This is a genomic window from Taibaiella koreensis (assembly GCF_003545715.1).
Taxonomy (GTDB): domain Bacteria; phylum Bacteroidota; class Bacteroidia; order Chitinophagales; family Chitinophagaceae; genus Taibaiella; species Taibaiella koreensis.
This window is the reverse complement of the sequence record NZ_QVNU01000002.1, coordinates 433,615-456,966: the sequence shown is the minus strand read 5'-3', so window position 1 is coordinate 456,966 and position 23,352 is coordinate 433,615. Positions and strand designations below refer to the sequence as shown.

20 protein-coding genes and 2 tRNA genes are annotated in these 23,352 nt (G+C 45.8%); 11 read left to right on the top strand and 11 right to left on the bottom strand.

From position 1 onward, the window contains the following. Positions 1 to 6: 6 nt before the first annotated feature. The 4 genes from DZK30_RS09045 to DZK30_RS09030 form a co-directional block, all read right to left on the bottom strand. Positions 7 to 1,812 carry an ATP-dependent helicase gene (locus DZK30_RS09045; protein WP_118973802.1) on the bottom strand — a complete coding sequence of 602 codons (1,806 nt, stop codon included), beginning with the start codon at positions 1,810 to 1,812 and terminating at the stop codon, positions 7 to 9. A 1-nt stretch (position 1,813) separates the two neighbouring features. Next, a complete protein-coding gene (locus DZK30_RS09040) occupies positions 1,814 to 3,817 on the bottom strand; it encodes an ATP-dependent nuclease (RefSeq protein WP_118973801.1) in 2,004 nt (667 codons plus the stop codon). Positions 3,818 to 3,892: 75 nt separating this feature from the next. Then, positions 3,893 to 5,176, bottom strand: a complete 1,284-nt coding sequence (locus tag DZK30_RS09035; protein WP_162902969.1) for a DUF6538 domain-containing protein — start codon at positions 5,174 to 5,176, stop codon at positions 3,893 to 3,895. A 251-nt stretch (positions 5,177 to 5,427) separates the two neighbouring features. Beyond that, the gene (locus tag DZK30_RS09030) at positions 5,428 to 5,613 is read right to left on the bottom strand and encodes an RNA-binding protein (RefSeq protein WP_162902968.1); all 186 of its coding nucleotides are present in this window, start codon (positions 5,611 to 5,613) and stop codon (positions 5,428 to 5,430) included. 226 nt (positions 5,614 to 5,839) lie between these two features. On the opposite strand from DZK30_RS09030, the gene DZK30_RS09025 reads away from it, so the two are divergent. The 3 genes from DZK30_RS09025 (at position 5,840) to DZK30_RS09015 (ending at position 7,597) form a co-directional block, all read left to right on the top strand. After that, entirely contained in the window at positions 5,840 to 6,133 is a 294-nt protein-coding gene (locus DZK30_RS09025; RefSeq protein ID WP_205529397.1) for a hypothetical protein, read from the top strand. 61 nt (positions 6,134 to 6,194) lie between these two features. Beyond that, complete coding sequence (locus DZK30_RS09020; RefSeq protein WP_118973798.1) at positions 6,195 to 7,124, top strand: hypothetical protein; 930 nt, start codon at positions 6,195 to 6,197, stop codon at positions 7,122 to 7,124. Then, positions 7,124 to 7,597 carry a JAB domain-containing protein gene (locus tag DZK30_RS09015; protein WP_118973797.1) on the top strand — a complete coding sequence of 158 codons (474 nt, stop codon included), beginning with the start codon at positions 7,124 to 7,126 and terminating at the stop codon, positions 7,595 to 7,597. Before DZK30_RS09020 ends, DZK30_RS09015 begins: the two co-directional genes overlap by 1 nt. 23 nt (positions 7,598 to 7,620) lie before the next feature. On the opposite strand, the gene DZK30_RS09010 is transcribed toward DZK30_RS09015, so the two are convergent. Both DZK30_RS09010 and DZK30_RS09005 read right to left on the bottom strand, forming a co-directional pair. Then, positions 7,621 to 8,295, bottom strand: coding sequence for a hypothetical protein (locus DZK30_RS09010; RefSeq protein WP_118973796.1), 675 nt, complete (start codon positions 8,293 to 8,295; stop codon positions 7,621 to 7,623). Positions 8,296 to 8,447: 152 nt separating this feature from the next. After that, positions 8,448 to 9,287 carry a hypothetical protein gene (locus tag DZK30_RS09005; RefSeq protein ID WP_118973795.1) on the bottom strand — a complete coding sequence of 280 codons (840 nt, stop codon included), beginning with the start codon at positions 9,285 to 9,287 and terminating at the stop codon, positions 8,448 to 8,450. A gap of 194 nt (positions 9,288 to 9,481) precedes the next feature. Between DZK30_RS09005 and DZK30_RS09000 the strand changes: the two genes are divergently transcribed. The 8 genes from DZK30_RS09000 (at position 9,482) to DZK30_RS08965 (ending at position 18,528) form a co-directional block, all read left to right on the top strand. Continuing rightward, positions 9,482 to 9,931, top strand: coding sequence for a hypothetical protein (locus DZK30_RS09000; protein ID WP_118973794.1), 450 nt, complete (start codon positions 9,482 to 9,484; stop codon positions 9,929 to 9,931). 300 nt (positions 9,932 to 10,231) lie between these two features. Further along, on the top strand, positions 10,232 to 10,465 hold the full coding sequence (locus DZK30_RS08995) for a hypothetical protein (protein ID WP_118973793.1): 234 nt from the start codon (positions 10,232 to 10,234) through the stop codon (positions 10,463 to 10,465). 6 nt (positions 10,466 to 10,471) lie between these two features. Beyond that, positions 10,472 to 11,959 (top strand): type IV secretory system conjugative DNA transfer family protein, encoded by a 1,488-nt coding sequence (locus tag DZK30_RS08990; RefSeq protein ID WP_118973792.1) that lies wholly within the window; start codon positions 10,472 to 10,474, stop codon positions 11,957 to 11,959. Between the two features lie 27 nt (positions 11,960 to 11,986). Beyond that, positions 11,987 to 12,760: a hypothetical protein gene (locus DZK30_RS08985; protein WP_118973791.1), complete on the top strand. Its 774-nt coding sequence runs from the start codon at positions 11,987 to 11,989 to the stop codon at positions 12,758 to 12,760. A 172-nt stretch (positions 12,761 to 12,932) separates the two neighbouring features. Continuing rightward, a complete protein-coding gene (mobF, locus tag DZK30_RS08980) occupies positions 12,933 to 15,716 on the top strand; it encodes a MobF family relaxase (RefSeq protein ID WP_118973790.1) in 2,784 nt (927 codons plus the stop codon). Beyond that, positions 15,713 to 16,105 carry a hypothetical protein gene (locus DZK30_RS08975; RefSeq protein WP_118973789.1) on the top strand — a complete coding sequence of 131 codons (393 nt, stop codon included), beginning with the start codon at positions 15,713 to 15,715 and terminating at the stop codon, positions 16,103 to 16,105. Before mobF ends, DZK30_RS08975 begins: the two co-directional genes overlap by 4 nt. A 40-nt stretch (positions 16,106 to 16,145) precedes the next feature. Next, positions 16,146 to 16,814 (top strand): hypothetical protein, encoded by a 669-nt coding sequence (locus tag DZK30_RS08970; RefSeq protein WP_162902966.1) that lies wholly within the window; start codon positions 16,146 to 16,148, stop codon positions 16,812 to 16,814. A 190-nt stretch (positions 16,815 to 17,004) separates the two neighbouring features. After that, positions 17,005 to 18,528, top strand: coding sequence for a recombinase family protein (locus DZK30_RS08965; RefSeq protein ID WP_118973787.1), 1,524 nt, complete (start codon positions 17,005 to 17,007; stop codon positions 18,526 to 18,528). Here DZK30_RS08965 and DZK30_RS08960 read toward each other — a convergent pair. The 5 genes from DZK30_RS08960 to DZK30_RS08940 all read right to left on the bottom strand — a co-directional run bounded on the left by DZK30_RS08960 (position 18,510) and on the right by DZK30_RS08940 (position 23,289). Then, positions 18,510 to 18,595, bottom strand: a tRNA-Leu gene (locus DZK30_RS08960). The genes DZK30_RS08965 and DZK30_RS08960 overlap by 19 nt on opposite strands. Positions 18,596 to 18,666: 71 nt before the next feature. Beyond that, positions 18,667 to 18,742 (bottom strand) — tRNA-Gly (locus DZK30_RS08955). 131 nt (positions 18,743 to 18,873) lie between these two features. After that, positions 18,874 to 19,503, bottom strand: a complete 630-nt coding sequence (locus DZK30_RS08950) for a C40 family peptidase (RefSeq protein WP_162902965.1) — start codon at positions 19,501 to 19,503, stop codon at positions 18,874 to 18,876. A gap of 269 nt (positions 19,504 to 19,772) precedes the next feature. Next, positions 19,773 to 22,910, bottom strand: coding sequence for an efflux RND transporter permease subunit (locus DZK30_RS08945; protein ID WP_118973785.1), 3,138 nt, complete (start codon positions 22,908 to 22,910; stop codon positions 19,773 to 19,775). Between the two features lie 76 nt (positions 22,911 to 22,986). Beyond that, a complete protein-coding gene (locus DZK30_RS08940; protein ID WP_118973784.1) occupies positions 22,987 to 23,289 on the bottom strand; it encodes a DUF190 domain-containing protein in 303 nt (100 codons plus the stop codon). Positions 23,290 to 23,352: the final 63 nt, after the last annotated feature.

Below are 23,352 nucleotides of genomic sequence, written 5' to 3'. Positions count from 1 at the left end.
ATAGCGTTAACTAAGATGTTCGGACCAAACTCCCATATCTTCTTTTGGCACTGCTAGAAAAAGAATTTTTCTTGGCCGTGTAAGGCCAACATACACATTCCTTAACTCTTCTGCTTCTTCTACCTTTGGCCCTTTCTTTAGCATTGTAATATAGTTAGAATGGGTTCCAGCCCTTTTATCAAGCATTAGCATAACTGCATCATATGTTTTCCCTTTAACCGAATGGATTGTCCCTTGATAGAACGGAAGATGATCTCTGATTTGATTATCATCTTTAATAATTTCTGAGATAGGTATATTTGAATTCCTTCGCTCTGTATTTAGAACAATCTGGTACCCGTTATAGGACAGACTTTTGTTAGCAATCTCTATCCATACATTGAGTCGTTGCCCTGAAGCGGGAGGCAATATTTTTATAAAATCAAAAACTCTTTGTCTGTAATCAATGAAATTTTCAGTTTGAACACATTGCTTAATAAACTCTTGACTACAATGAAAGGAGGGGTTGTTGGCTTTTTGTTCAAGTTCATGAAATGCTTTTTCTAAGAGATGATAACCACTTTTAAAATCGCCTATCTCTTGAAGTAATTTGCCGTGAATTAAATCTTTCACATGATATTGATGCGGCAACCAAGGGTTGGCATAGTTGTTGTTTCTGGAAACAGAGGCATCTATATATTTAGCCATAGCCTTTCCCCGGTATAATATTGCGACACTTGTTTTATTAACAGAAATGCCATTCTGTTCACAATTAGCAAAGAACTCTTGAAATATTGGGACCATTGATCCAATATTATCTTTGTCGTAACCACATATTAGGGGTGCAAAGGCATAGTTTTTTACATCACGTGCAACAGCAAATGATCTTTCAAAAGTTGAGAGCGCACGAGTAAAGTTGCATATTTTCTGCGAACTCCTCCAATTTTCGTCAAGCTCAATTTTTTCCCATTCATTGTATTTAGCATCAAATAAAGCTGGATCAGCATTATTCCATTCAAATATTGATTGGTCACGGTCTCCAATAAGCATTATATTATTGGCACCAGCCTCAGAAAGAATCTCGATAATTCGCATCTGAATAGCGTCAGTATCTTGTGCCTCGTCAATTATAAAGTATTCAAATTTTTTTGATAAAGCTTTTGCGATTAAAGGATATTGTTCAAGAACTTTTAGAGCAATATAATTTGCATCGGATTGATTTGCATACCCCAGCTTGAAATTCTTCCATTTTGCATTAATTAATTCCTGAATTTCCTTTCGTGGGTTGCCATCCTTTTTGTAGTATCTATCTTTCTTCAGACTAAAGTGGAGTTCTTGGGCAGGTACAAGCAAACAAAGCTCATCGTTTATGTCGAACGATACACAGTCAAAATATCCTTCGGGATTTGCATCTGTACAATTAAGCTTCCCATTGAAAAATTTGTACGTTTTATCACCCTTTCCGATTGTCCAGTTTCTATGGGGTTTTCCAACTAACTCAGGCCGTTTGTTACATCCCATTATAAGATGGCCATGAGGAAGGAAAATGAATGTATTTATGAACTTATCTATAGTTCCAAGAAAATGGGGGTACTGTAGTGGTAAAGCAAGAGAAAATTTGTTTTCCAGTTTATCCTTAATTTCATCGCACGCAACATTTGTAAATGACATTGCGGCAACACCATTATTTTGAAAGTCATTTTCTCGTAAAAGATTTGATATTCTGGCCGCAACTGAGAAAGTCTTTCCACTTCCTGGACATGCTTTAACGACAACACGCCCTTTATTGTAGTGTAATATTCTCCTCTGTTTTAATGAAAGTGTTTCGTACATTTTAAATGGCTTCAATTACCCAACGAACAGCTTCTTGTATATAATTAGGAACAACGAAATTAGTTCTGCCTATCCGTTGATCTAGTATTCTTGCAAGCCTTTCAGAAAACCCTGACTTATCCTTATTGATATCTAGCTTTGCGACAAACTCCAAAGCTCTCATTTTAATGCTTTGACTGCCATCTAGAAATCTAGTATGCGGATGCATCTTTTTATAAATAGCCATCATTAAGCGATAATTGATTTCGCTTGCGATCATTAATTCATATTCAAAAGTATACTCTGCGAATTTGGCTCTTAGATTTCCACTTTGTAGGCCGGCCGCTATTCCTGCACGGGTGGAAATTTGGTCGCGTTTTGAATTGACCGTCTGGCTAATAAAATTAGCGTGTTGATTTAACGCTGCATCATTAAAATTGTAACCAGCATCGACCAATATACGGTTGCTTGTGTCAACAACATCGTCATTTTGCAATTTGCTGAATATTGATTTGGCAGTAATTCTATCTATGCCTTGTGCTTCGTTTACAAAGTCTTTTGGGCTAAGGATTCCCTTATCGTTGTCAGTAAGGATCGAACATCTACTCGGAAGCCGTTTATCATTTTGTACAGAATTATATAATCGTGCAAAAGCTTCAAAAGCAACCCCATTGATGTTTACAATCTCTATGCCATTTTGGTCAATATTATATTGGTTCCCCATCATATCTGCAAAAACTGGCACAAGTAATGCCTCAGAAATACCTTCAACTAAAATTACTCCATTGGAGAAAAAAAGCTGAGATTTAGTAACATCCAGAAATTTGCGCAAATAAGCCTTATTCTCTGTTGTTAAGTCAGAATTCTTAATAGTAAACGGTCGTTTTACGTTAGGCTGTCGTTGAATTATGATAATATTGTCAAGGTCTGATTTTGCAGTTAGAGTTGGCGAATGAGATGTTATAAATATCTGCAAATTGAGTTCTCGAAGGTTGTTTAAATAATTAAAGAAAGTATTCTGCCTTTGAGGATGTAAATGCGCCTCGGGCTCTTCTATTAACAAGGAATAGAAATGCTCTTTCCTTTCAGCCCTTCTATTTTTCAAATCACCCAAAACGGAAGAAGCATAAACTAGATTATTTTCTCCAAGACCGTTTTGACTGACATCAAAATATCGCTGCTTATGTGCTGAGGCTGGCGTAATCAAGTTAGTTGGAAAAACTGGTTTTCGGGTGACAATACCCTTTATTACATTTTCATACTTGTATTCAAGCAATCGTAGATGAATATTAGAATTCTTATTTCTAACGTCCGCCTCCTTTAAGTGCTCATTTATATATGCCGTCCCCGTTTCAATAAGGCCTTTCCAATCATCGTCCTGAACTACAGCTTCTAATTTTTGTGCCAAAGATAATTTGGCTGCTTCATCAAGCGTTTTTACAACTTCATTTCCGTTAGCGTCGGTTGTTTTATATTTAGTCAGATCACGAAATAGGGAACTAATCTTATTATCTTTTGCATACGGCTTTAGTTCTTGCTCCGCATTTCGGAGAGGGGCTAAATAGGTATAGTAAATCTGTTGAGCCTCATTGGGATCTATCGCTTGCCCTTCTATCGCTCCACCCCAACTATTCCAACGCATCCTTTTCGCACCGGTAGGAGTGTCTTCCAAAATATATCGAAAATGCATTTGAATATTTTGCAGACTGGCATCTGCTGGATCTTGATATAGCATACTATTGAAGATGACTGCATCTTCTGGAGCTTCAATTTTAAAATAAAAATCGAATTCAATCGGATGATAAGTGCAATCAATATCATTTACATCAATGAAAAAATCCTCTTCATTTCTAATACCAATATCTTTCCATTGTTTCCCATGCCCAAGTCCAATACGAAGTGCGTCAATAATTGCTGTTTTACCAGAATTATTTTCACCGATAATAATGTTTAATCCTTTGTTGAAATGAACTTCCAACTCATCAATTGATCTAAACTTTTTGATTATTAATTTTTCAAGGTACATTTCATGTCCGGGTTTAATAGTAATAATTGCAAAGTATAATATAATTTCTTAAAACAGATAAAGATGTATTGCATATTATATTGTGGGATTTTTCAAACATATTTTCTCCATCCATTCTAGTTTCTTTTCCAGACTTGGACCATTGCCGTATTTCTCGCGGGGGAAACGGTGACCCATAAGCTCGGCCTGTACCCTATCAGGCGCGTCCACTTCCGAAAGCCGGTCTTGGAAACTGTGGCGCAAGGAATAAGCCGAATGGTTTTCCGTGGGAAAGAATCCATTCTCTCGCAGAAACCTGTTCATTTTATTTGTCAACAAATCAGGATGCTCACGATGGTTGGGAAAGCCTTCTGGTCTTGCTTTAAAAGCTTCTAAGGCGTAACCCGTAAGCGGAATAATGCGTTTACTGTGGACTGTTTTCAACTTCTTGCCTTTCCGCCCAATAATTGCGATATGAGGCACTTTGTTTTGTAACCTAATATCCTCTGGTAATAAACCAATGATCTCGGTGTTCCTTGAGCCGGTTCCCGCCATAGCAGTAGCTAGCCAACGCACATCTGGATCAGCCTCTTTAAACTTATCGCTTTCAAGTATTTCAATGATTTGTTCGGAAGTAAAAGGCAAGCGGGTCTGCTCTGTATCTTCTTTAAGCAGTATTCCTTCAAAAAGGTATTGGAGCTTTAAATCTAGCTTAAAATGCTTGCTAACTGTATTCAGAAAGTCTTTTACGTGAACGAAGTCTTTATTTGCAGTGCTTGGTTTCACTCCTTCGTTTTCGATACGGTCAATCCACCAATCCTGAAAGGCTAGTGTATGATCGCGGCCTACCTTTTGCAGTTCCTTGATTTTGGTAACAGTAATAAAGTTTTTGATCGCTTTTATGCGCGGATTGCGCCATTTGCGAATCTGGTTAGCAGACTTATCGATCGTTTTGTGTCGCGCGAGTTCCCAGTATTTTTCCTGTGCCTCGGAAATAAGTATTCCTTTTTCTTCCTTACTGCCTAAAGCTGCCTCAACCTGTTTCGCTGTACCATCCTGTAACGCCATGATGCGGTCAACCAGTTCAGGCAGAGGTAAGTTAACCACGGCAGACATGGGTTGATAGCGAAATCCCATTTGGCGGGCCGTATGAACGATTTTGCCAAAACTGGCTTCTTCATATTTTTGTGAACTGGAAATAAGGCTTCGCCAGTATTCCTCCACCTGTTCATCTGCCATGATCGCTTTGCGTAAAGCTTCTTTGCGGTTGGTCGTATTTAGGGAGAACCTGACGTTTTTTCTCGGGTCGAGATCGCGGTAAATTGTAGGAACAGCACGGTTATAATGAAAGTTTCCATTGCGGCATAAAAGATAGGTCAATGTAACGCCTCATCTGACAAATGATGTGACGCTTACCTATTATTCTTTTCTGTTCAGGTGGTATTTCGGAAGAATATCTATGTGCATACAAGGACATAGAAGCTAATCGAACCTAAACGGTGGCGGTGACAGGGACGGTCACATATAACCCCTGATGCGCCAATAAATCAGCTTTTTCAATTTCTTATTTTGCTTGGTAAATTTTGATGTGCCAAACTTTAAAGTAAAAAATGTGACGAGCTATTATACAATTATCGTTGCATATCTCCGGCGATTTGTAAAGCAATATCCTTTAGGTCTTGCTTTGCTTTCCGCGCCTCACGCTCTTGGTGCAGGCGATTAAATATCGGCAGATATTTCTCGCCGTGATCGCGGATGATCTTTGCCATGATGATGTAAGCCTGTTCCAGCATTTCATCGGTAACGCTGTTTTTCATTGCTTCGGTTCTCCTCTTGTTGCAAGCGTACTTATATAAAGCTGAATGTACGTTTGCCTTACTTTCGTTTGCTTTATCCACGCGCAATTATAGCTTTCCCATCTTTTCGCATTTAAGGGTATGTATTGGCTTAGACATAATTAGAAACCCTTAGCATTATGGCACGTGTTGCGCTATGTAATCCGTCCTCCCCAATACTTCGTTAGTTACGGAAAGAAGGTTATTCATGCGTAATAAACAAGAAGTGCTCCTGTCATTACTTAGCCGTCTGGACCGTTCTATTCAGTCCAGCGATTACAATAAAGAGAAACAAGCCTGCCTGCATTGCCCTTGCCGCTTCGACCCACTGCTTACAAGGGTTGAGGCGGCCGCATATACCGGCTTCGAGCCGGGGACACTGGCAACATGGGATTATACCAAGCGATATGACTTACAGCCTATCCGGTATGTCAATGCGGTTCGGTATCGCCTTTCCAGTATCAACCGCTTTGCAGACCTGCAAATAAACCCGGACTTATAGAACCGCACTCCCACGCTCCTTCTTTATTCCAATAAAATCAAATTTTCAGAGAGGAAATTCTATGAACATAGAATACGCCAATACAATTCCCATGCCTGCAATTCTGGCTAAACTTGGCCTGCACGCCGTTCAGGAACAAAGCCCGCTTTACATCTATCCGTCACCATTCCATAAGGACAAGCGGCTTACCCTGCATATCAATACCGAGCTGAACATATGGTTCGACAGCGAAACCGGTATCAGTGGCAATCCTGTTGATTTCCTGAAAGCGTATTTGAAGCTGGATGACCTGCCGTGTTCCCATGTCGATGCTATTGATTGGCTCAAGGCTAATATCGGTTATCCTTCCATGCTGGAAGGTATCGACCTGCCGGATGCGCCGGACGATATAATCTTATTCAAGTACAAGGCTCCCGTTACAAGTGCAGGGTTGATACGCTACTTGGAACAGCATTATATTTCGCTGAAACTGGCCCGTAAGCACTTTGTTGAGATCGGCTATGCCAAGGGCAAGGGCAGAAAGGAAGTCTACGCCCTGGGCATGAAAACCATCTGTGAGGGCTATGCCATGCAGTCACAGCATATCAACGGTTTTATTGGTATACCGGGTATTACGGTTATCAAGCCTAATGCCCAAACTAAGCCGGGCCACATTAGAAATGCAGATAAGCCAAAGCTTATCCATGTATTCAAGGACAGCTTCGACTATCTTACGGCCCTGCGGATTAATGGAAAGCTATTCGCCGATAGCGAAGTTATTATCCTGCATGATTATCGCCTGCTTGACCAGTCGGCAAACTATATCCGAAGCTTTGGGCCTGCCTTTATTTGTACATGGTTTGACAATGGAGAGATCGGGAAACAGGCTACGAAGAATTATGCCTTTATGTGCAGTACACAAGAGCATGTGAAGCACTTCCCGCAAAATGGACGCTACATATCAGCATATGATGTAAATGCTCATTTTATCAGCATAGCGGAAGGCAAGTAATGATCGTATCTAATGAAACATTGCAGCAGTTCAAGGTGTCGGAAGTTGAATTGATCTACCGCAGCAAAATTAAAGCAACAGACAGACCAAGGGTGTCAGACTCAAAGACGGCCTACCAGATACTATTGCAGTCTTGGGACGAGAACAAAATCGACCTCCAAGAGCAGTTCAAGATATTGCTGCTTAATAATGCCAACAGATGTTTAGGTGTTGCGGAAATCGGTACAGGGGGCATGACCTCCTGTATCGCCGACCCTAAGCTGATATTTGCCACGGCGTTAAAGGGTAAGGCCAGCAAGCTTATTCTGGCGCACAACCACCCATCAGGTAATCTTGAACCAAGCAGGGCCGATCTGGAACTAACGCGAAAGGTAGTTAATGCTGGAAGGTTATTAGATATAGGTGTAGTGGATCATTTGATTGTTACAGGACAGGGCTATAAGTCTTTCGCAGATGACGGACTAATGCCTTAAGCAAAAACCGTTTTATTTTACATCTAGAGCGTACATGCCTGATTAGGGTATCTCTCCTTCATATCTAAAAATTGTCGGTAGTGCTTAGCGTAAATACCGTCATTGCCATAGAACTCACGAACATAGGTTTCAGCACTTATTTCACCGCCGTATTCTTTAAAAAGAGGTCTGGAACGATCATCATTATCTGAAAGTAATACAATCGCTTCTTTTGGATCATCCGGAGTAATGGCTACCGATGCGTAATGCTTGCCGACCTTCTGGGAAATATGGAGGAAATTGCCTCTGTATGGAAGTACGTTTTGTAATTCAGACCAACGTGGATCGCTTTCGAGGGCAGTTATAGCCTGAACAGAATTCATAAAATAATCCAGTATTTGTTTTCTGTTCTGGTTTGATTCATACTCCGTATGAACAGACTGAATAAACTTATCTGTCTCTTTAAAATATTTGCTTACTGCCGAAGAGCTATCTGCCCCTGATTTATTATCATTCTTAATCATTTTGTTAAGGACAACATTCATAATAGAAATATAGTGACCAGTTCTACGAAACTTATCAACGAGTAAGCATCGCCAATCGGCGTGATCTAATCTTTGCGCATCTTTGACAATCATTAAATTCATTGTATTTAAGAGGCCCAAAAATTGCTCATTACTATAGACATCAAAAATATTGCTGTGGGTATCTTTATACATTCGCTCAACGATATAGCTTCTTTTGCTAGGAGTATAATTAGTCGAGACATGCTCGTGGTACATTGCCAATCGTTTGTCAATTGCAGAACTATTGGTCACTGTTGCCCCCCTAAATCAAATTGCTAATCAAAATTAGTACGGCATTTTCCGCACTATGTCAATAAATATTTCATAATGTCTGCATAAGTGGGAGATTCTATATAGCTGGAAGCCATGTAGGTGTTAATAAAACCATTAATAGAATGCTGTTTCTCATTAAAAGTTTTCCCTTTTGCAATAACAACTAATAACCCTATAAGCCCATCATAGGAATCCTTAATGCCGGATAAAATGCCTGTTGTAATTTGCCATTTGATGTGCCCTGGAGGAACGCTAATAACTAGAAATATTGAACTTATATTCTTACCAGCCGGGCCGCTTAAGGAAATGAATATAGCGTGTGTAGTTTCGCTAACAAGTACATTTCCTTCCCATACCTGCATTTCATTATTGACCTCATGAAGCAACTTTGCAGTAATCTTTCCTTTTGTATTTTCTTCTATAAAAAGCCTGTCCATCCTTAACTCACTTTCTAGGGCGGTGTGGTCTATTTTGTAATAGATGCGGTATTCTCCCAAAAGAGAATGATAAGATGTAACCGACTTTTTAAGCGCCTGTCCGGTGTTATCAGATTTACTTTTAAAAGCTGCGATTAGGTTTTTACAATACTCAATCATATTATTTATCTCTCCTTTCATATTCGGAAAATTTTCAATCGCAATTTCCAACCTTGCTATGAATTTCGATAATGATTCTATCGAAACCATTTTATGTGTTTTATACTTGTATAAGCCCGTTCCCTTCGCTATCTCAAAAACATAGGCTGCCCTTTGCTCTATCAAGGCGGGAATCCTTGGTTCTGGTGAGTATTTCTGGAAATAAAGGTCTATAAGGGAATTTAGATACCCCTGTTCTTCACCTGTAAGCTGTATTGTGGTTTTATTTCGTGGCATTTTACAAAGAAAAAAAATTCATTTAATGAAACAAAGTTAGAAAAAATAATTTCATATATTTTACTGATAATCACATTCATTAAGTAGCTAATTCAATTTTATTCACTCAAACAATCTATGTTTCATTTTATAGAAGAGCAGGCGTTCGTTTTGGTTAAATGTGCCTATAATTTGCACTCTATAAATATTTGAATATGGATGGAAAAATGAACAATTGGCAAGCTGATCGCGCCACCGCGCAAGAGAATTACCTGATGGCAAAGGACATTGCGTACAAAGCCTACTGCGCTGAGCTTAAAGCGGTATGGAAAACCTATAAAGGCGCAGACGACGAGGAAGAGGCGTTGCGCCAATGGAACGCTGGCCGCATCAAAGCACAGGAGAACTATAAAAAGGCCAAAGACAAAGCCCACAAGGTCTACTGTGCAGAACTCGGTGCTGCCTTTCGCATCGCTATGAAAGCAAGAAAAGGTGGTGATAGCTCTGCTATAGAGGCGCGTCTGAAAAAATGCGCCAAGCTGGATGAACACCAACGCATGGCAGGGGAGGTCTACAAAGCGCGTATAGAGGCGCAGAAAGAAGCGGACGCGCTTCGCCGCGCTGCCAAAGGCACTACCGACAAGCCAAGCAGCATTTTGGATTAATGCCTCTGGCGGCAGGCTTAATGCGTCTTCTTTTGCCGCCAACTATCAATGACTGATAAAGGTGTAAATTTTACAGCGCTGGCACCTTTATTATTCCTCCCTAAGATCATTACACAATCACAGGCCATTTAATGGCGACCGGTTTCGATAAGAAGCCGTACAGGGCCGCCGTATGCCCATCAGTAAAACGCAATCTTATGAAGATAAAGCCGCCAATCGTTTGCCGCCCGAAGCCAAAACCGAAAAAGAAGTAAGCCCCCGTGCTTACGCTGTACTCCTTACCCTTTAAATACAAAAGAAATGAGCAACACCGCAATTACTGCTTACGAAGAAGAACGTAACGCCAACTTTCAGGCAATCGCCGCACAGGTTATTGCGATCAGGGCGCAGCTTTCCTATATGGAACAACAAATGGAAGATGCCTATATCGGCACGACTGCTTACCGCAAAGAGCAGGAGCAGTACGCAATGATGCGCTTTTACTGGAACGACTGCACCAGTGACGAAATCAACAACACTAACAATCCAAAATAACCAACTATGCAATTTGATATGGAAACCACGCTGTTCAATTTCGGTGGGGAAGATAATACAGCCTATACCTTCCGCCACGCGGTAATGGGCTGTCAGGTATTCGGAAGTACCGGAAGTGGTAAAACCACGGGTGCAGGCTTCTTTCTCCTAAGTCGCTTAATGTCAGTAGGTTGCGGTGGCTTAATACTTACTGCAAAACCAACCGATAAGAACGACTTCATCGAGTACTGCCGCCTGACCGGGCGCAGTAAGGATTTGGTGGTGATTGAACCGGGCGGGAAAGAGTATTTCAATTTCTTAGAATACGAATCTACCCGTGACAGCGATAAGACCTTTACAGCTAATTTGGTTGAAGTGCTGCGCGTTGTCATCCGTTCACGCGATGAGAAGGGTGGCGGAAAATCTGACGACCGCTTCTGGGAAGAAAGTCTGAACCTGCTGATTGCCTCCTGCATCGACCTTTCCCTGTTTGCCTACAATAAAGTTACGGTGCCACTTCTCTATGAGATAGCCAATTCTGTTCCTGATAAATCGAAGGATAGCGCCTTTGAAAAAGCTATGGCGGCCGCACAGGATAATATACAGGCTAAGATCGACAAATGGCGCAGTGACATCGGTGAACGCTTCCTCGATGGCCTTGCCGATGATGTGTATAATGAAGCGCTTTTTGAAGATGTGCCAGAAGCCCGCACTTACACTATTGTTGAAAACTTTTTCACGCAACAATACCGTAAGCTTAATGAACGCACCCGTTCGATCATTTCCATGTCGCTGACCAGCTTCCTGATTAACCTGCTGCGCGACCCTTTTTATACATTGTTCTGCACCAAGACAACTGTCACCCCAGAGGACTGCTACACAAAGGGTAAGATTATCCTGCTCAATATCCCCGTAAAACTTTTTCACAAGGTGGGGCAGGATATACAGATCATGTTTAAGTATATCTGGCAGCGGGCGATGGAAAAAAGGAACATCAGCGAGAACGGTATGCCGGTATTCCTGTACGCCGATGAGAGTCATTTGTTCATTCATGAACAAGACGCTGAATTTCAGGCAACTGCGAGATCGAGCCGCGTATGTACCCTGTACCTATCGCAGTCATTAAACGGTTACCACGCTAATATAGGCGGGGCGAAATCAGAATACCGTGTGAAGGGGTTCCTTGCCACGATGGGTACCAAGCTGTTCCTGTACAACACCGATATCGAAACCAATACATGGGCCTCGCAGCTGATCGGCCAATCGTATGAAACCGACCAATCTCAAACCACCAGTTCGGTACAAGGAAAGGTAAGCGAGTCATTAACCCAGACCACTAAGCTTACCCAGACTATCAGGCCGGAACAGTTTGCCGGACTTAAAGGCGGCGGCCCTTCCAATAATTTCAAAGTAAGCGGTTACATCCATGTTCAAGGCATGAAGTTCTCTAATGGCTTCTCGCATCGCTACATCGTATTTGACCAGAAGTTCACTCCATCAAAATTCAATTCTTAATTCTAAACCGTTTAAATTTTAAAAACAATGAAAAAACATCTGTATTACAAAACAGTAGTAGGCCGCAAAAACCCATTGACTGAAAAGCTTCAGGACTTCTTCCTTAGCATTTCATCTTACCCGATGCTGCTGGTTGAAGTGTTCCTGCGCCGCAATATGGGCGAACGCTATTTTAGCCTTAGCCACGCGGTCAAACTTGCTGTCGTACTGTTGCTGGTGCCAACGGTGCTGCACTTTACCTCTGGGCAGGACTGGGGCGAAACCATGAAGTCCTTCTGGTCGATGTACCTGTTCGCAGGCCTGTTTATCTGGTTCGCCCATAAGCGTTACAAAGAAACCTGCCGCCCTGCCTCTGAGTTCGATTTCTCCCGTTACAGCCTTTCCGCCGGTGATGTGTTCCCGTTCTTTAAGTCGGTTAAACAGGCGGACGATTCCACCAATTACCGCAAGATTGAAATCTTGTTGGAACCGCTGCTTATCCTTGCTGCCGGTGTCCTGCTGCTCCTGATGGCACAATTCCTTATGGGCGGTATGTTGGTATTAACAGCCATTATCTACCACCAGCATTATGATATTGCCTATAAGCAGGGGGATGAGTTTGTACTGGATATGATCGATGAGATGATCGTTAACCGTGACTTCTCCCGTGACTTCATCCATGACGAAACGTCATCGACCGGCTTCCGTACCCGCTTTACAAAGAAGCCTTCCTTAAAAGAACTGCGTGAAGAACTGAACAACCGCATCGACAAGCTTAGCGGCAATGATGACGAAGATGACGATGCTGCTCTCGTTGCCTAATCCGAACGACAGCTGTCGTTCGGGAAGATGCCTGAACCAATAGATTTTTTTAAAGGGCAGTTCTTCGGTCAAAATTAAATACCGTGGATAACCGGCGTTGTTCGCCATCCACAGGCATGAACAAACGCCGGTTTATCCCACGGTCATTAGCAAACACATTATCTGTTTTCCCATGATTAGAATGATACAAAGCACATCTTCGGGTCAGGCCAAGAGCTACTATTCACAGGCTCTGGTCAAGGGGGATTATTACCTTGACGAAGTTGAGATCGGCGGTGACTTCGGTGGCCGACTGGCCTACCGCCTCGGCCTGTCTGGAAGGGCCACTAAGGAACAGTTCTTTGCGCTCTGCGATAACAAGCACCCCGTAACGGGTGAACGGCTTACACCCCGAACCAGCTCTGTGCGCACGACGGGTTATGATCTGGTGTTCAGTGTTCCGAAGTCTGTTTCCATCCTTCATGCTCTGTCCGGTGACGATCATATCTTAAAGGCATTCCGCGAGAGCGTGGCCGCCACCATGCAGCAGGTCGAGGCTGATGCGCGGGTAAGGGTAAGGAAAGGCGGCAAGGACTTCGATAGACAGACCGGGGAGCTGCTGTTCGTGGATATTGTCCACCAAACTTCCAGACCGACACCGGGCTTTGCTCCTGACCCACACCTGCACGCCCACCAGTATATTTTCAACGTGACCTATGACGAGGCCGAGCAGCAGATCAGGGCGGCGCAGTTTAAAGAGATCAATCGGAAGATGCCGCTTTACCAAAGCGCGTTCTACAAAACGCTTTCAGATAAGCTGATTGATGCCGGGTACCAGATCAGGCGCACAGGCAAGTCCTTCGAGATTGAAGGGGTCGATCAGAAATATATCGACCTGTTCTCCAAACGCACCAATGCAATCAATAAGGTGGCACAGGAAAAAGGTATCACTGATGCAAAGCAGCTTGACGGCTTGGGGGCACGTACCCGTGCGGCTAAAGATAAGGGTATGGGCATGGCCGAACTGAAAGCGGACTGGCGCAGGCAGATACATGAACTGGATGTAAAGGGCAGGGAGGCGGTAGGCATTACGGGTGTATTGGAACCGGAAATAACCCAAGCCAAAAACAGCCTTGTAATTCGTTATGCTCCTGAACGTAATGACGCGCCGAGCCTTACAGCGCAACAATGTGTAGACTTTGCAATCGGTCATAGTTTTGAACGGGCTTCGGTCGTAGAACAAGGCAAGCTGCTGGAACGGGCTTACCTGCATAGCATCGGTATGAAAGGCACTTCACTGGCTGACATAGAAACCTGCCTGCACAACGATAGCCGCCTTATCCGTATTGAGGAACGCGGCCGGATGGTCTGCACGACAAAGGAAGTGCTGGCCGAAGAAAAGCGCATGGTTGCCCTTGCACAAGCTGGCCGGGGTAAGATGGTGCCTTTGTATCATCAGGCTCCCGATCTGGCGTTGACAGGGCAACAGGCAGAAGCCACCCGTTACCTGCTGACCAATACAGACCGGGTTTCTATCGTGCGCGGTGCGGCGGGTAGCGGCAAAACCACACTGCTCAAAGAGCTGGTCGCCAAGATCAACAAGACTGGCAAGGAAACCATGCTGGTTGCACCTACGGCACAGGCTTCACGTTCTGTGCTGCGGCAGGAAGGTTTTGACAAAGCTGATACGGTTGCCCGTCTATTGGCTGATAAAGCCATGCAGGAAAAACTGAAAGGGCAGGTGTTGATCGTGGATGAAGCCGGGCTGCTCGGCACAAAGGATATGACCGGGCTTATCAGTTTGGCTCATGAAAAACAGGCACGCCTTATCCTTTTAGGTGATACGCGCCAGCATAGCAGCGTTAGCCGTGGCGATGCCCTGCGCGTCCTGAATACTGTTGCCGGTATCCGTACCGCAGAAGTCAGCCAGATTCACAGGCAAAAGAATGCGGTCTATAAAGAGGTGGTCGAAGGTTTATCCAAAGGGCAGGTAAAGGAGAGCTTTGACAAGCTGGACGGTATGGGCGCTATCCGTGAGGTCGCCCCGGAACATATCAGCGAAAGCCTTGTGGTTGATTATGTGGCGGCTTTTAGTCTTGGCAAGAGTGCATTGATAATATCGCCTACGCACGCCCAAGGCGAGGATGTGACAAAGGCCGTGCGGGAAAAGCTGAAAGAGGCCGGATATATTGGAAAGAAGGAGATCCCGGCTTTGTCGTTGGTCAATGAAAACCTGACCGTTGCGGAAAAGAACGACTGGCGCAACTACCAGCCCGGCCAGTGGGTACAGTTCAACCAGAACATGAAGCAATTCCCGCGTGGCAGTAAATGGAAGATAGCCGAGGCTACAGAAAAGGCGGTATTGCTGCAAAATACTGGTGGGGAAATTTTGCCAATGCCGCCACAGGCCGGTGATCGCTTAGACGTATTCCGGTTAAAGGAAATAGCCATTGCCAAAGGTGATAAGCTACGTGTGACCAAAAACGGCTTCGACAATGCCGGGAAAGGATTAAGCAACGGCCAGACCTATCAGGTCACTTCAATCAGCCGGGACGGAGAAATCAAGCTGCGCAACAGTATCAGCAATGCGGAATACAGTATCAACAATACTGGCTTCGGCCATATTACCCATGCGCATTGCATTACCTCTCATGCCTCACAGGGCAAGACTGTGGATGTTGCCTTTATCGCTGCGGGTTCGCCGTCCTTCGGTGCCACCGATGCCAAGCAGTTCTATGTATCGGTCAGTCGGGCGCGGGAATCTGTCCACATTTATACGGATGACAAAGCTGCCTTGTTGTCCCATGTGTCTGATATGGGCGACCGCCGTTCGGCGCTGGAACTGGTGGAAAAGCCAGACCATACCCACCATGTACATCACCTGCAAAAGCAAACACATGTGTTACCTGCTCCGGCTATGGACAAGCAGAAAGAACCGGAACGCAATTACCCTGACCCTTATGAGCCAACGCTATGACGCAACGCTTTACCCTGAAAGTCGATGAGATGCGGCAGAACGAGCCAACGGCAGCCGGCTACGAGCCGGAAGCAGGTCCTCGGGATGATGATATTTACTATCCATCCTATGGCAATGTGAGGCACATCTGCTTTGGCTGGCCGGATGGCCGTAAGCTGTTCCTGAACTATGCTTACCTAATTAGTGGGGAATATATCGCCGAAGAAGACAAGGTAACACTGCTATTCACTACGCATGGCGCTACCCTTACGGGAATAAACCTTTCGGCGGTATTCAACAAGATCATGGGCCAACAGGTACGGCTGCTGCAATGTGTAGATAGTAGGTACAACGCCATTGAACCGGACAGGCCTATCGTCAACAGCATTGATGTAAGCCTGAATTCTTAATAACAGAAAAGAAATACACTAACACTCTAAATTCTATTTTATGGCAGACAAGCCGGTTCCAGAGTTCATGAAACTGTATATGGAACGCTGCGGCCCTGATAGCTGGCTGGATTACATGCGCCTTTCGAGGGAATACCATGATAATATACACGCCTATCACGCATTGAAATATCCAAAGTATATTCCCAATACACCCTATTCGCGCAATGTGTCTGTAAGCGTTGAAACTGATATGCGTCGTATTGATGCTGACTTTAAGGAAAGGGCATTGCAAATCGGCTGTAAGTATGGCTATGAAGACCCCGGCAGGCAGGACTATGATTTGTATATGTCCGACCGGCAGGAGAGTGGCATTTACCGTAATATTATCGACAAGGATGATTTCGGCCAGCTGCCGGAAGACCAAAGGGCCAAGCGGGCGCATGAAGCCTTTGATAAAAAGTTCCCTGAAAAGCTGGGGCAGGAAAGGGAGATTAACCGGGAGTCGATAGAGAACTATTTTGGTGACCCACGTAGCTTACCGTCCGCAGGACAAAAGGAAATTGAAGCGCGGGAAACCAAAGAAACGACACCGGGAAAAGAACCAACAAAGGAAGAGCTGACACGGAATGATCGGGTGACACGATTCAGCCTGACCCGTGATGATATTATAACACCATCTGACCCCGGCCTGTCGCTGGAAGATGGTGAGATAGACAGGGAAATTTAGTGCTGGTTAGGAAAATGATTTCTTGATATTTAAAAAGCCTCTACATTTGCATGCCGACAATACCTAACGACAAGCAGGAGAATAATCACTCGTTCTCCCGAAACAGGGGTACAGCTTCCCCCGATCTGAAACCGGACGAAAAAGCATTGCTGGATTTGTTGGCACGAATTTTTGTAAAAAACATCGTACAATGAAAAAAGCAATTGGCTATATCCGTATATCGGATAAGGATCAGAGTAACTTTTCTATTTCCGGTCAGGAAAAATACATTCGTGAATACTGCGAACGCCACAACCTCCATTTACACAGCATTTTTACCGATGAGAAATCCGCAAAGGATTTTGACCGTAAGGCATGGCAAAAGCTGGAAGATTTCATGCGTACATCCTACAGGGATGTTGATTACCTTATCGTAATCAAATACGACCGTTTTAGCCGTAACGCTGCGGCAGGGCTGAACAAAATCGAAATGATTGAAAAGAAATACCGGATCATCATTGTTTCTGTCTTTGAACAAATGAGCATTGATTACGATAGCCCTTTCTATTTCAAGCAACGCGCCGACATGCTTGTAAACGCAGAGTTTGAACTAAGGGTTATTCGTGACCGTACTTTGTTTGGGATGCACGAAGCTTTATCCAGTGGCCGGTATGTGTCAAAAGCACCTACCGGCTACCTGAATACCCGTGATATTTACAACAAACCCTTTATCATCATTGATAAGGAGAAGGGGCCAGTTGTCCGCCGTGTATTTGAAATGTACCTACAGGGTGCGCCACTTAAGGCGATTTCAGACTATGCCGTAAGCAATGGTTTTCCTTTAAGGGGAAATAGTGCGATCACCCGTGTACTGACCAACCCGGTTTATGCTGGCCTTGTCCGCGTACCTGCTTATAAGTATTCCCCCGAAAAGGTAATACCCGGCATTCACGACCCTTTGATTTCCACAGGGGATTTCTGGGATATTCAGGTGCGCTTGGGCGTTATCAAGCAGCCTCATACGGTACAAAACGAAGCTGTGCCTTTACGCGGTGTCCTAAAATGTTTCTGTGGCAAATCCCTTACGGCAGGGAACAGCAAAGGCAAGAAAAACTATTACTGGTATTATAAATGCATGGACCATCTGAAATTCAATTTATCTGCGATTAAGCTGCATAAACAATTTGATGACCTGCTGGATAATTTAAGCCTTGATCCTGTGTATTTGGATTATCTGCGGCAGTCGGCAGACAGGCAGATGAAAGAAGAAGTAAAGCTTAAATCTGTCCGCCTCTCGTCCGTGCTTTATGATTTGGATTCCGTTACAGACAAACTGGAAAGCTTAGAGGAAAAGTATATCAACAATGCCATCAACCCGGAAACATATCAAAAGTGGCATGGTAAGCTTAAGAGAAGTGAAAGCGCCCTGAAATACGAGAAAGAAACATTGCAGGAAGATCGGCGTGAATATTGGAAGTTGTACGAAGAACAATTGCCTAAGCTTTCCGACATTAAGGCCATTTATAATATGGCTACAATTACACAAAAGCAGGTTTTCATTAAGGCGGTGTTCAAGTCGGATTTAAGGTATCAGGATGGTGTCTATAGAACACCCTACCTTTTGGAAATGTTTCAGCCGAAAGCCGCGCTGTTAAAGGAAAAGAGGCTTCTCGACTATGAGAAACCTCTTCAAATTTCGGGTGTGACTCCCGTTTGTGCCCCAGGCGGGACTTGAACCCGCACTGCCATTGCTGGCAACGGGATTTTAAGTCCCGCGTGTCTACCAATTTCACCACCAGGGCGGCCATCATTGTTTCTGAAATACAATGATAAAAAAAAATTCCAAACTCTGTTAGGAGTCTGGAATTTTCTGTGGAGCAGAAGACGAGATTCGAACCCGCGACCCCAACCTTGGCAAGGTTGTGCTCTACCAGCTGAGCTACTTCTGCATTCGTTTAAAGAACTGTTACTGTGTTTGTTCCGCTTTGGGATTGCAAAGGTAATCACTTTTTCAAATCCACCAAAAAAACACAACAGAAAATTTAAAGAATTTTTTTTGGCATATCTACGCCAGCCCTGCTTAACCCATACGACCGGCGCCCGCATAATAGCGCATCCAATACGTATCGGCAAGGTCGCTGATCACTACGCCCTGGCTTACGGAGGCATGTACAAATTTACCATCGTACAAATACACGCCTACATGCGAGATACGCTTTCCGTGGATCTTGAAGAAGACCAGGTCGCCTTCCTTCAATTGCTCCTTGCGCACATACAGGGTGCTGGCAAATTGCTCGATAGAGGTGCGCAGGATATCCAGGCTATAGACATCTTCGTACAGCTGCCGTGTAAAGGCCGAACAATCGATGCCTGTTTTGCTGGTACCGCCAAAACGGTAAGGTGTGCCATACCACTCTTCAATAAAGGTATACAGGGATTTATTCCTTTTCTTCCCCTCCTGGATACTGCTCCGGGAAAGGCTGGGCTGGTCTGCTGTCTCCAGCTCCTCAGGTATAGAGCCGATCTTGCGATAGACCTGCTTCTTTTGAGTAAGTTTAACATTGCTGCTACCGCCGGCAACCGTGATCCCGTCAATAAATTCGGGTTTCGCAGTGTTCCTGGCCGTCGAGCCCATTGGCTTGGGCGCAGCACAGGATGCCATGAAAATCAATGCGATGCATGTCGATAAGATAGTAGTTGTCTGCTTCATTTCGGCATGAATTTGGGCAAAGATAGAAAAATATTTGAGGGGGCAAAACTTACCCATATCGGGGTTCCCGTTGTAAAGAAGATTGCCCGTCTTCTCGCTCTGTCGCCCTGATGATAATATTAGCAATAATTGCCGGCCGTATGTTCCCTGTTGCTGTGCTTATTGATGCACGGCATAAGCCGGCTATTTAAAACGATTCCCAGGCCCGCGTACCGGTTCTGAGCCACAAGGCCCTCACCTCCCCGTCAGGCCCGGGGATCGACTATGGTTTAATGTTCGTTGGCCGGCTTATCTTCCCGTTTCCCTTTGTTGACCAGGAAAAATAAAGGGGGTAATAATATCGGGGCAAAGATCAGCGTACTGGTGAGGCCGCCGATGATCACGGTGGCCAGCGGTCGCTGCACATCGGAGCCTATACCGGAAGAGAAGGCTGCCGGGAACAGGCCAATGATCGCTACGATGAGGATGGAGAGCAGTGCCCGCAGCTGTTCCTGCGCAGTATGCTCCACTTCCTTGGCCCGCAGGCCATGATCGCGGTACATCAATCGCCGGAAGGCCGAAACAATGAGCACGCCGGCCATCACACTGATGCCGAAGATGCTCACAAAGCCTACACCGCCCGACACATTGAAATAGTAGCCACGCAGCAACAGGGCTACGATACCGCCGGCAAGGGCAAACAGGATACAGCTCATGGTCACCAGGGTATGCTTCAATTGCCGGAACAGCGCGAACAGCAGCAGGAACACCATCACGATGGTCAGCGGTATCGTAAAGGCGAGCTGCTTGCCCGCACGTTCCAGGTTTTCGTACTGGCCGCCGTACATAATGCTGTAGCCCTTGGGTACCTGCACGGCCTTGCCTATTTTTTCCTGCACCTCTTTTACGAAGCCGCTCTGGTCGCGGCCGCGCACGTTGGTGCGCACGGTGATCATACGCTTGCTGCCATAGTGGTAGATATTCGTCTGGCCTTCCACGTAGCTGATATCGGCCAGCTCGCTCATCGGCACCAGGGCGCCGGAGGCGGAAGTTACCTGCAGGTTGCGGATCACGTCGATATTGTTGCGGTATTGCGGCAGGTAACGCACTACGATATCATAGCGCTTGGTGCCATCGTACAGCACCGATACGGCCTTACCACCAATGGCTGCTTCGATCATGTTCTGGATATCGGCCACATTGATACCAAAGCGCGCAGCGTTCTGCCGGTTAATATTGATCGACAATTGCTCCTGGGGACCTTCCTGTTCTATGTTCACGGCATCGGCGCCTTCGGTCTTCGACACGATATCGGCGATCTTATAGGCTTTCTCCCGCATCATACCCAGGTCGTCGCCTACTACCGAGATGGCCAGATCGGCGGCGCTGCCGTTCACGATCTCCATTACCTGGTCGATGATAGGCTGGCCCGAGGAGAACTGCACGGCAGGCAATTGCCGCTGCAGGTCGGTTTTGATCTGCTGTACCAGGTCTTTTTTGGCAATGGTATCGCTCCACAGGCTATAGTCTTTAAGGCCCACGAGTATCTCGTTACGGTTGGCCGGGAAGGGGTCGGTACCATCATCGTTACGGCCGCTTTGCGTGATCACGAAGGCGATCTGCGGATACTTGGCAATGATCTCCCTGATCTTAGGCGCATTCCTGGCATTCTCCTGTATGGTTACACCCGCAGGGAAATTGCCGCGCAGAAAGATCGACCCTTCATCAAGCGTAGGCAGGAACTCGCTGCCCAGCTTGCCACCCAGCAGCACCAGGAGGATCACCAGCGCGAAGCCGGCGAAGACCACGCCCTTGGGCCGGCGCATGATCCAGGCAAGGGTCTTGCCGTAGGAGCGCTCCATAAAATTCAGGATGATATTCTTCGGTTCCTTCATCGGCTTTTCCGGATTGGCCAAGGCCTTGCGGTAAGCAAAGGAGATGAGCACTGGTATAAAGGTGAGCGCGGCGATCATACTGCCGATCACCGCAAAGGCCAGTGTAAGGGCCATAGGTGAGAACAGCTTGCCCTCAACACGGGTCATGAGCAGGATAGGCATATAGGCCAGGATAATGATGGCCACCGAAAAGAAGATCTCGCGGCCCACTTCCTGGGCGGCCAGCAAGGTGATCTTGACAATACCCTCCTTCTTTTCGGCAACGGTGGCCGTCCGGTATTTTCGTATCAGGTGCTCCGTCATCACGCAGGCGCCGTCCACGATAATACCGAAGTCGATCGCGCCCAGTGACAGCAGGTTAGCAGGAATATGCGCGATCTGCATCAGGATAAAGGCAAACAGCAGGGCAAAGGGAATGGTAAGGGCCACCACCAGCGCGCTGCGCACGCTGCCAAAGAAAAAGATGAGCAGGATGATCACGATGCTCACGCCTTCGAGCAGGGTTTCGCCTACGGTGTGTAGCGAATGGTCGATGAGGAAGCTGCGGTCGTAGAGCAGACGCACCTTCACGCCTTCGGGCAGCTCATTTTCCTTAATATCGGCAAGCTTTTCTTTCAGCAATTTCAGTACGTCGGTAGGATTCTCGTAGCGGCGCATGAGGATGATCCCTTCCACACCGCCGGTTACATTGATCCCTTCGTCCTTTATGGTATAGCCCATCACACCGCTGGGGGGCGGGGGTTCAATTTCTACCGTGGCCACATCGCGCAGGTATACGGGGATACCGTTCACCGATTTCAGCACAATGCTTTCGATATCGCTTTCCTTTTTGAGCGCACCCAGGCCGCGTACGGCAAAGCCTTGTCCCCCGCGGTCGATAATGTTACCGCCGGTATTCTGGTTGTTCTCCTGTACCGCTTTTTCGAGGTCGGCGATATCGAGACTGTATTTACGCAGCTGATCGGGAGAGGTGAGGATATGGAATTGCTTGAGCGGTCCGCCGAAAGTAGTTACATCGGCTACACCCGGTACCTCCAGTATATGCGGCTTGATTACCCAGTCCTGCAGGTCGCGCAGCTGGGTGGGGCTGTAGGTGGGTGGCGCTTCCACTACATAGCGCAGGATCTCGCCGACGGCTGTGGACAAAGGCGCTAGTTCGGGCGCTACGCCATCGGGCAGCTCGGCCGTCTGTAAGCGTTCCATTACCTGTTGCCGGGCAAAATAATCATCCGTACCGTCTTTAAAAGTTAGCTGCACCACGCTCAGCCCAAAGATGGTACGGCTGCGCCGATCCATTACATTGGGCGTATTCTGCAGCGCCCTTTCTATAGGCACGGTCACCTGTTGCTCTACCTCTTCGGAGGCACGGCCGGGATACTGCGCCACCACGATCACGTTGGTGTCGGCGATATCGGGATAGGCTTCTATTTTAAGCTGGGTGAAGCACCAGTACCCGATCCCCATGAGCGCAATGGCCAGTCCTACCACTACCCAGCGGTTCTTCATGGAGAAGATCAATAAATTCCGGATCATCTTTTCGTATTGATATAAATGAATTGTACCGGGCAAGCGTTGTGTTCCCTCCTGCCCTTGTGTCTATAGTTACGTTCTAATTGAAGGCTTCTACCCGGCTGGTAACGATAAACCCGCCTTTGACCTCCTTCCGCAGCTCGGTAAGCACGCGCAGCACCTTGTCCTCTTCATCGATAAAAACGATCATGGCCGGCGGCTCGTCGAAGCTGAACATCCGGTCGGGATTCTTCAGCTGCTGGTTGGCGCCGAAGCCCATTTGCCCGCGGAACATGGTCGCACCCATAACGCTGTGGCGGAGCAGGAATTCCAGGATGTATTCGTACAGCGGGCCTGAGCCCTTGAAAGTATCTTTGTCGATGAAGATCTGTGCCTGCAGCATGGGGGTTAGTATTAGGTATTAAGTATTAAGTACTGGGTATTAGGTATTTCGTATTGAGATTTG